Annotated in this window: 10 protein-coding genes; 2 read left to right on the top strand and 8 right to left on the bottom strand. The window is 44.6% G+C overall.

All coding sequences use genetic code 11. From position 1 onward, the window contains the following. On the bottom strand, positions 1-872 hold an 872-nt coding region (locus tag A3761_RS11650; protein WP_068750243.1), incomplete at its 3' end, for a serine hydrolase domain-containing protein. Between the two features lie 158 nt (positions 873-1030). Between A3761_RS11650 and A3761_RS11645 the strand changes: the two genes are divergently transcribed. Next, entirely contained in the window at positions 1031-2152 is a 1122-nt protein-coding gene (locus tag A3761_RS11645) for a TRAP transporter substrate-binding protein (RefSeq protein ID WP_068514830.1), read from the top strand. A 4-nt stretch (positions 2153-2156) separates the two neighbouring features. Here A3761_RS11645 and A3761_RS11640 read toward each other — a convergent pair whose 3' ends face one another. From A3761_RS11640 to A3761_RS11610, 7 genes are read right to left on the bottom strand one after another with little or no spacing between them, the layout of a single operon-like run. Then, the gene (locus A3761_RS11640; protein ID WP_156491806.1) at positions 2157-3500 is read right to left on the bottom strand and encodes a lipopolysaccharide assembly protein LapB; all 1344 of its coding nucleotides are present in this window, start codon (positions 3498-3500) and stop codon (positions 2157-2159) included. A 56-nt stretch (positions 3501-3556) separates the two neighbouring features. After that, positions 3557-4240 (bottom strand): energy transducer TonB, encoded by a 684-nt coding sequence (locus A3761_RS11635; protein ID WP_068514837.1) that lies wholly within the window; start codon positions 4238-4240, stop codon positions 3557-3559. Between the two features lie 4 nt (positions 4241-4244). Next, positions 4245-4670: a biopolymer transporter ExbD gene (locus A3761_RS11630; protein WP_068514839.1), complete on the bottom strand. Its 426-nt coding sequence runs from the start codon at positions 4668-4670 to the stop codon at positions 4245-4247. Beyond that, the gene (locus tag A3761_RS11625; RefSeq protein ID WP_068514152.1) at positions 4667-5230 is read right to left on the bottom strand and encodes a MotA/TolQ/ExbB proton channel family protein; all 564 of its coding nucleotides are present in this window, start codon (positions 5228-5230) and stop codon (positions 4667-4669) included. Before A3761_RS11625 ends, A3761_RS11630 begins: the two co-directional genes overlap by 4 nt. Before the next feature lies 1 nt (position 5231). Beyond that, complete coding sequence (locus A3761_RS11620; RefSeq protein ID WP_255374942.1) at positions 5232-5711, bottom strand: MotA/TolQ/ExbB proton channel family protein; 480 nt, start codon at positions 5709-5711, stop codon at positions 5232-5234. Positions 5712-5744: 33 nt separating this feature from the next. Beyond that, positions 5745-6698 carry a hypothetical protein gene (locus A3761_RS11615; RefSeq protein ID WP_068514846.1) on the bottom strand — a complete coding sequence of 318 codons (954 nt, stop codon included), beginning with the start codon at positions 6696-6698 and terminating at the stop codon, positions 5745-5747. Positions 6699-6702: 4 nt separating this feature from the next. Further along, entirely contained in the window at positions 6703-7452 is a 750-nt protein-coding gene (locus tag A3761_RS11610) for a DUF3450 domain-containing protein (RefSeq protein WP_197473025.1), read from the bottom strand. A gap of 366 nt (positions 7453-7818) precedes the next feature. Between A3761_RS11610 and A3761_RS11605 the strand changes: the two genes are divergently transcribed. After that, complete coding sequence (locus A3761_RS11605; RefSeq protein ID WP_068514852.1) at positions 7819-9708, top strand: SurA N-terminal domain-containing protein; 1890 nt, start codon at positions 7819-7821, stop codon at positions 9706-9708. Positions 9709-9833 lie beyond the last annotated feature (125 nt).

The following is a 9833-nucleotide window of genomic DNA, read 5'->3' as shown; positions in this document are numbered from 1 at the left end:
TGGTCTCGATTGAGTTCATCGATAGTTCCTTCCATTGACAATAGGCTATAAATCTTTGCGATATTTCTAGCGTTACTATGGCCATTGCCAGACCCGAACTCGTGGGTTCGGAAATCAGGGTCCTCAAACATACGCTGAGGGTCCGGGATTGGTTTCCAAGCTCTAGCAAGTAAAGAGTTTGGGTCGTTGACTTGTTGTAAGGTAGGAACACCATTAGATATGACGATATCGGCGCAACGAGTAATCTGGCTTTCATTCATGCCTAGGTAGAATTCAATATTGTTTGGCCCAAATATTTCTTCTTGCAAATATTGCCCTAAGGTTTGACCGGTACACTTACTGATCAAAGCCTGGCACAGAGGGCCATGAGTAAAAGAGTGGTAGCAGGGAGTAGAGCCTGCGGGCCAAAGTGGTGCTTGAACTTCTAATGCTTGCTCGACAACCCCTTTTTGATAGAGGGAACCGGCAGGCGCTGCATCGGCAACAGGAACGCCTGCGAGTTGAGCCAAAACGCAGCGTACTGTGATTTTGTCTTTTCCCGCCTGAGCAAACTCTGTCCAATACGTGCAGACAGGCTGGTCGAGATCGATGATTCCTCTGTCCGCAAGTGAGAGTACAGCGAGGGAAGCGATAGCTTTGGTAACGGACATAACGCAGCAAAGAGTATCCTCCTCCCAGAGTTGTGTTTTACCTTTATCCTTATAACCCCCCCCCCATAAGTCGACTACCTTTTCGCCGTGATTATAGGCGGCAACGCTAGCGCCAATTTCATTCCGTTCTTTGAGGTTTACTAGAAAAGCCTCCTTCACGGCTTCATAGCCAGGGGCGCAGTAACCTGAATAGGGAATATCGTCGGTGATTGTGGCTGACACGTTGACCAATCTCTTATAGAACTGTAGGTTTATACAATGTAGTCCATGAATTGATATTTGTCATAATTATGGATATCCAACTGGCTGTCAGTCAGGCGTTAAGTGTTAACAATATCGATAATAAAAGATAAAAAGAGTTGTTTAAGAGAATTAAAGCAATGCTTCGTATGCTTGGGTTTGTGTTGGCCTTCATGAGTGGCGCGTCAACTTCCTATTCCGCGACACCTGTTGACGCCTGGTTGCTAGAGGAGGGTGGTTCGATCCCGACGAGTGGCAAAGTGACACAGTGGAAGTTTGCACACCCGGCGCCTCCTGTTTCTCATTTACCACCGGTTTGGCAGAAAGGGATTGATTGGATACAACGTAAAACCAACAACGAATTGCAAATTAAAATGTATGGCGGTGGGTCTCTCTATGGTGTCACCGGAGGCTTCAAAGCTTTACGCGCTGGCGTGGCTGATTTTGGGACGTGTTATACACTGGCCGAAGCAAAAGGTTTTGAGTTGTTTAAAACCATCCAGCTCCCCTATATAGCCCCTTCCAACCCTTACTTAACTGCACGAATTGTGAACGAGCTAATGGCTGATGGCTTGGCTGAGGAGTTCACTCGACGAGGTGTTTATCCAGCACATGTTATGCCAGTGAGACCTCTAAGCTTAATGAGCAAAACACCTATTCGTAGACCTGAAGACTTAAAAGGCAAAAAGGTGGTGTCATTTATGAATGCGCCGGGTGCGGCAGAAGACTTAGGCTACTCTGTTGTTCGTATTCCGTTTCCAGAGATCTATTCAGCCCTACAGCAAGGCGTGGTTGATGCAATCGTTTGGGTTGATATGGGCTTTATTCCTTTTAAAATTTATGAGCAAGCCAAGTACTATACAGAGTTGAATATTGCACCAACGACCATTGAGACTTGTATGAATCGTCGTAGCTTTGATCGGCTGAATAAACCAACCAAGCAGTTACTGTCGGACTTTCAGCAGAAATTGGCTTTGGCTGTTGTGCAGCGCACTGAAGAATTTGCACAAACTGCACAAAATACCTTGGCCGAGCAGGGTGTTGAAATTATAAAGTTTAGTGAGCCTGAGCAGCAAGCATGGGTCAAGGCATTTCAGCCAACTGTTAAGCGCTATATGGATAAGTGTGAGGCGGCAGGAAAAGATTGCCGAGGGCTGGTTAAGAGCATTGCCAAGCTAGCAGATAAGTACAAAAATCTCAGTAATGAAGAGTTAATGCAGCTTACGATAGATGAGCCTGTCCAAGGCATTATCGACTTTTAAACGTCTAATGCTTGCTAATGTTGGCAAGGTAATTTGTCCACTGAGCTAATTGTTTTTCGATGATGTGAATATCGATAGTGTCGGCTTGGTGGCGGTTTGCCTTGCTTTGTTTTAGCTTACTCAAGTGATCGTCAAGCGCAGTAAACAAAGTTTCAGCCATATTGAGTTTGTCAGAATAAAATAAAGACCTACCTAACTCCAGACCGATCAAAACCTTGTCTTTGTTATAGTCTTTCTCGAGAGCTAACCATTGCATGTAGGAACCTCCACTCACCTCGTGGATGACTTGAATCACTTCATTCCATAAGGCCTGTTTAACCAAGAGCCGGCTTAACTGTTTTAAAATTGCTAGGTTGTCAGCAGAGTCCTGGTAGTTGGTGATAAAGGAGCTAGAACTTAGTATATCTATGGCTTTCTCATTATGGCCTGCCTGTTCCCTGCTATAGGCTAGCCTTTTAATATTCGCAGCTGTGGCTTTGACAGTTTTCTCGCTTAGAGCGGCTTCGAGGATTAGAGCTGCCTGGAAAGGTAGGCCTTCTGATAGCTGTAATTGTGATAAGTGTAAAACTTCTGTAGCACTAAGGGCTTGTGTTTCTTTTAGTAGTTCCATGCCCGATAGGGCTTGTTGATGCTCACCTAATTGAATCGCTATACGCACCCATTGTTGCCAATAAGCCTTTTTGGTGGGTTCGAGCGATATTAGCTTCTCGATGATAAGTCTGCTCGCGGGGTAATCTTTAAGCGCTAATAAGCTATTGAGTTGTAGTTGATAAAGCGCTTCTTGCTTAGGGTGAGCCAATTTTAAGGCATGTTTGGCGCTGTTAAAGCAGTTTGAGTAGTCTTTAGTCTGGAACTGTGAATAAGACAGTAAGTAATACCACTCACTTAGCTGTTCTGGTTCTATACTCTGATTCGGTTGTTGGGATGATATGAGTGTTTGCAGCGCTTGGCTTGCTTCACTAAAGTGCCCTGTTTGAATTTGCAGCTGGGCAAGCAGCAGATGTTGTTTAACCTGGGACGACTCATTCAGAGAGTCTAGTCGTAAAAGCAATTGTATTAAGCCAATCGCCAGTTCATATTGTTCGAGTTGAGCAAGGATCTGAGAGGCAGAATAGAGCGCATAAGATGTAGCCACGGGATTGTGCTGATTTTCAGAAATAACGCGTTCTAGAGTGCTAAGTGCTTTGGCACTTTGCTGCTTTTCAAAGTCGCTCCAGGCTTGGGCAAGTGTTCGCTGGGTTCGGCTATTGATTTGGGCATGCTTGTTCGGCTGTAACTCCAAAACCTCGCTCGGTACATTGAATGAATAGTCAGCAGAACAGGCTTCGCCGGTGCTCAGCAAAGCCACGGATAATACCAGGAAAGTAAGGCGTCTATGTGCGTGTCGAAACATAAACCAAAGCATTATTTTTCCAGAGTAAAATTAATGGTTTGAACAACCCGACGAGTGCTAGGCTTTCCCCCGAGAAGCTGAGGTTTGAATTTCCAATTTTTGACGGCACGTATGGTGTTGTTTTCAAAAATGCCCTCTGGTTCGGCGCTTAGGACTTGTACATCACTCACGCTTCCATTCAAGCCTATAGTGAAGCTAATATTAACCCATCCTTCCAGTCTTGCGCGTTTTGCTCTTCTGGGGTAGAGCGGGTCTGGCGTGAGCAAGGGAAACAGTTGCTCATCAAAACTCGGGGCGGCACTTTGTATGGGTTTAAGGGAACTTGCCGGGAATTCAGGTGGGCTTAATGAAAGTGGCACCGAAGGTGTATCGATAGGGCTCAAGTCTAGCGAAAGCTTTGGAAGCCGGGGGTTAAACGCTGCTTGATCGATTAGTTTGGGTTTGGGTGGTTCAGGTTCTGCTTCTTCGGGTGGTGGCAGCTCTTCTTCTTGCTCGGGCGCGCTTGAAGAGTTTGCTTCAATCCGAATGAAGTCAATGCTGAGAAATTTGTAGATCGCAGCTTCGACGCTAAGCGGAGTAATCAGACTCGTCATAAGCTTGCTAATGGCTAATACACAGATTATGGCTAATAGGGCGGCGAGTACCCAACGTGTAAGGCTTTGACTTAGCGGCAGTCGACAAATGGTGTTATCCATAAACCTAGATTCCACTGTTTGATTCTTTGCGTGTCGCAACGGCGATGTTCTTGGCGCCTGCAAGTTTGCACTGGTCCAATGCCTGTATCAATAAACCGGTCCGTGCATGCTCATCGGCCTGGAGGATGACAGTGCTTTCTGGCGACTCACTCAATAAACGCTCAATATTGCGTCTGATGGTTTGTGGTTCAACTTGCCGTTGATCGATCCACACTTTATTTTGAGCTGTGATTGCTACAATAATTGCCTGTTGAGGCAGTGTGCTGGATGTCTGGGCTTGAGGGCGGTTAATGTTAGCGCCCGCTTCGCGAATGAAACTGGTGGTAACAATAAAGAAAATTAGCAGAATGAATACGACATCCAACATTGGTGTCATATTGATTTCTACGTCTTCTTCTTCATTGTTGAAAAAAGGAAAGCGCGTTCTCATGCCTTGACGCCCCCTTCTTCTAATAGGGGGAATTGATGCTTGAGTATACCTTGTGCGCGCAAACTTAAGCGGCGCAGAATGTATTGCATAATAAGCCCTATAATCGATATCAGCATGCCTGCCATGGTAGGCAGGGTTGCCTGAAATATTCCCGAGGCCATCAAACGAGGGTTTCCAGTTCCGCTTAACGATATTTGATCAAAAACAAGTACCATTCCACTTACCGTGCCCATTAGCCCGATTAACGGACAAGCAATAATCGCTGCTCTCAAGAGCCAAAAAGAGTGGCGTGTCATTGCTCTTGCCTCAGAAAGCAGCGCTTCCTGAACTCTTTGCTTGTCCCAGGAATTTAGTCCTGACTTTGCCAAGCTAGCACTTTCGCTCCAGTACTTCTCCAACATTGAAATTGTATTTTTAAAGCTGAGACTTAGGAATAGTAAGCGTTCAAAAAAAAGTATAAAGATTAATACACTCAGAGCCAGTATGGCCGCGACAGGTAAACCACCGAGCTTGATTAATTGATCAATGCTTGAGTAAAAGTCGAAACCAATTTGCGTCATCTTAACAGTCTGCCTTGGAAGGGCGAGTGTCTTGAGCTGCGTTAGCTTCTATTGAGCCTTGTTCACTCATATATTTTGCAATAAAGCCTAGGCTTTGCTGGCTAAGGAACATAAGAACCTTTTTCGACTTTGCTGCTAACAGATTGTGAGAGAATAGTAGTGGCACGGCTACCAGTAGTCCAAGAACTGTAGTCATTAGCGCTTGTGATATCCCGCCAGCCATTAGTTTTGGGTCTGCGTTTCCGACTAAAGTAATACTTTGAAAGGTATTGATCATGCCAACAACGGTGCCGAGTAAGCCCAGAAGAGGGGCGACTGCAGCGAGTAGTTTGATTGTCCCCAGGCCCTTATCCAGCTTAGGCATCTCGGACATAACGATCTCTTGTAGCTGAACTTCAAGCGTATCATGTTTTAGCTGAGTACTTTGCTCGTCACTTGAACTGCTTTCCTCATTTCCTTTGCATGCCTGATAGGCCTGAATTATTCGGCCAAGAGGATTGCTAGCGTCTGCAATTTACGGTGATCTCATTTGTTTTTTGATTGCTCGTTGAGAGTAGCTGATTGTTAACCATCTAAACAAGCTTAGTAAGAGCCCTAGTAAACCTAATGTGACAATGGCGTAGCCAATATATCCGCCTTGGTGGAAGCGATCTTCCAAGCTGGGAATCAGTGCCAGCTGTTCAAGTATCAAACCGTTCGAAGGGTCGATTACCGCTGTAAGGGGTGTGTTGGGACTTAGAGCCTGGTATTCGGCTTGCTCAACGACTCTTTGGTATTTTGAATTTGGTTGTATTGGAAGCGTATTTAGAGTGTTATTCGCCGGGTTGTGAACAAGAAAATTACCTTCGCTGGTCGTGGTAAACGTACCAATGCGTTGGATAACCGTCTGTTTTCGCTGGCCATCTACTGTAATTACTTCACCTTGGTAGGTGTGGCTTTGGCGGTTTTGCTGAATATCATATTGAAGTAGCTCGAAAAGGGCTCTTAAGTCATCTGAGTCGGGGAGTGCTGTTTTAGTTGCCAGCATGCGAAATGTTTCAAGCTTTGCAGGTGACTCATGACTAATAATGGAGGCCTCCATATTCGACTGACCATCTTTAACAGCTTGCTTCCACACAGAGAACAGGTCTTTTAGCGCGTGACTTCGTTCTGCTAACTGATGTTTTGCATCGTCAATGCTTTGTTCGGTTTTTCTAACAGTCTGGTTGAGGGTTTTAAGTTCCTTTCTTTTATTGGAAAGCTCCTTTTGAAGGGCCGCAAGTTTTTCTTTTTGTTGCTGCTTTTGTTGCTGAAAAGATCGTTCTCGGGCTTGGTTTGATTGAGCCTGCTGAGTTCTTTCTTGTTGTATCTTTTGGTACAGCTTATTTAATGTGTTTTGCGGATTACCGTTCGGTTCGGTGCTAGCGTTAGCCAAACAAGGAGTTGTCAGCAGGCAGAAAATAATGAATGCGCTTTGGAGGTGTTTCATAGTATTAATTTCCGTCCGCTTCAACAGTAAGTGTTAAAAGGGAAGGTGGAAGCTGCTTCTTGGCTACCTTAATACCTTGCGCAACATTTTCAAGAAGGGCGGGGCTCGCCAGAAGCCAGCTTTGCTTTTGTTGGCTCCAATAGCCAGCGCTTTGCTGATCAAGACTGAGGAAATACATTCCGATACGCCCAACCCGAAGTATCTGTGCTTCCACTTCTTTGTTATCAATTATGATCTCCTGCTGATATGACTCAATGCTGTAGCCAAACTCGTTTTCAATCTGAAAGGCTTCAAGCACTGAGTGGTAAAGGTGGCTTATCGGTATTTCCGGGTTAAATGCTTTTTCTTTGAGTGCCGCGATACGTGCCAGTCTCTTATGTTGGTGGAAAGCTAGGTCGTTATTTACTTGCGTATCAATCCAGTCAATCATTTCCAGGAGCATTGGTATCAAACTGTTCTCTGTTTGCGATACTTGCGATAGCTGGCCTTCATAGTCAATCAACGTTGTTTGTTGGCGAGAATGTATCTGTTGTTGATGTGATAAGTTTATATTTGTTTGTTCCAGGGCTCTCGATAAGCTTTGATATTCGCGAAGTAAGGCCTCAGTTGATGCGATTGTTTTGTTAATCTTTTGCTGACTTAGCTTGGCTTCTTTGATCATAGAAGATGCTTCGCTAAATGACTCGGATAACCTGGGTTCTGTTTGTGCGCTAGCTTTACCTACAATTAGTAGGACGAGGATAAAAAAAAGCACCAAGAAGAGGTGAATTGAATTTGGATAGCCTAGAGCGAACGAGTGGCTTAGTGTGTGTAGCGGTCATAAAAGAGTTCTTGAGTAGGTTTTTAAGTGAGCTATACAAGTTTAGCTTAGCGTGGAGATTTTGCGTCTGAATCTAATGCTGTGGGGCAACACGATGGATTTTTCACTAATGCAGTGAGTAAGGGGAGTCGTTTGTGATTTCATTTGTTTTAAAATCAGGATCTGTAGGGTACAATCCGGCGGCTAGAAAAATTACAAGCTTATGACGGTTTAGGACTTTGCTCTGAAAAATTAAGCCGGCGGCGGTAAGCGATTAAGAATAAACATAGTAAGAAATAACCGGGAATCAGGAATCAAGGTATGCTTCAAGACATTCGTAATAATTCACAAGGCACTGTCGCAAAGATTATTGTTGGCGTCATTGTGGTGGTTTTTGCTCTTTTTGGTGCAGAGTCTATTGTCGGAGGTTTGAGTGGTGAACCTGAAGTAGCGACGGTGAATGGTGAAGGGATTACTGAGCGTAACTTCCTAAGGGCAGTTGAAGGTAAGCGTCGCCAGATTCTTGCGCAGATGGGAGAAAGGGCAGACCCGGATCTTATCGAAGAGTCTTTGTTAAAGTCTTCAGTTTTAGAAGGCCTGATCAACGAAAAGATCTTGGTATTGGACGCAGAAGGTAAAGATTTATATATCTCAGACGAGGCTGTTGAAAACTACATTCGTAATATTGACCAATTCAAGGTCGATGGAAAGTTCAGCAATGAACGAATGCAGATGATTTTGCGTAATGCTGCGTTAACTTTGAAATCATATAAAGAGTCCTTGAAATCCCAGTTTGTTATTGACCAGGCGCGTTCAGGCTTGATCGCTTCAGCATTTGTTGTCGGTAACGAGAGAGATGAGATTGTTGCATTGGATCGTCAAACAAGAGACTTTGGTCTGGCTACAGTTTTCAAAAGTGATTATATAGAGTCAATCGCGGTAAGTGACGAAGATGTCGCGACTTATTATGAAGAGCATAAAGATGCGTATAAGAAAGCGCGTAATGTTGATGTCTCTTATTTAACGATTGATCGCGCGTCTCTTGCCGAATCAATTGAGGTGGATGAAGAGCGAATCATGGTAATGTACGAAACTGAGAAAGCAGAATTCGTAGGTGAAGAAGAACGAACGGCTGCTCATATATTGATTAAAATTGATGACGATACGACTGAAGTGCAGGCACTGGATAAAATCAAAGCAGTAGAAGCTAGGTTGTTAGCAGGTGAAGCGTTCGATTCATTGGCTAAAGAGTTGTCAGAAGATGAAGGTTCTGCGTCTGCTGGAGGTGATTTGGGTCGTTCTGGTAAAGGCGTGTATGTTGCGGATTTTGAGAACGCTTTGTTTGCGCTTGCCGCTGGAGAAGTATCCGCTCCGGTTAAGACCGAATTTGGTTATCACTTGATTAAGCTTGAGTCGATTGAAACAAATGAAATTCCGGCATTTGAAGAAATGCGTGCTGGTCTTGAAGAGCGTTATCGTAAGGAAGAAGCTGACCAGTTATATGCGGAGCTGGCCGAAAATGTTGCAGATATTACTTACTCTTCTCCTGATCTGGCAGAGGCAGCTGATGAGCTGTCTCTTGAAGTGAGGCAGTTGGCTGGGGTTTCTAGCGATACTGTGAATGAAATTTTCGCAAGCCCGAGAGTACAAAAGGTGCTGTTTTCGGATGAGCTGGTTACTGAGCAAAATAACAGTGAGTTGATTGAATTTGCGGAAGGTCGCTCTGTTGTGTTTAGAGTTGATGCTTTGCATGAGCCTAGCATTTTGCCGCTTGAATCTGTAAAAGAGCAGGTGCGTGACGAAATTAAAGTAAGTAAGTCAGCAGAGTTTGCGGCATCGGTTGGAGAGGCTTATCGTTCAAGAATCGCAGCGGGTGAGGATGCTGTTGCTGTCGCTCAAGAAATGGGCGTGAATTGGAAGCAGCATAACGGTGTTCGACGGGATGATGTGATGTTGAACCGTGAAGTTGTTACCAAGCTGTTTACCTTAGCTAAGCAAGAACAGTTTGCAGATAATATTGTTGGGTTCGAAATTATGGGTGGAGATTACGCGGTGATCGTACTTAATGAGGTTCACCAGGGTAGTGCTGAAAGTGCGACGTCCATGGAGCTGTTCTCAATATCCAATATGCTTGGCTCCAGCATCGGAGCAGTTGATTATCGGAATTACCAGGAAATGGCGGTCAGTGCCGCCGAGATAGAAAAATTCTAAATCTAAAAGAGGCGTGAAGCCTCTTTTTTTCTGTCTGGCATCGGTGAAACAATGTTGGGCGCAATTAAGGCCTTTCTAAGAGAATGAGCATTATCATTGGTGTTCCGGTTAGTCTCAGCATATTT

The organism is Oleiphilus sp. HI0123 (assembly GCF_001635315.1).
The sequence above is the reverse complement of the archived record's forward strand: the minus strand, read 5'-3'. Positions and strand labels throughout refer to the sequence as shown.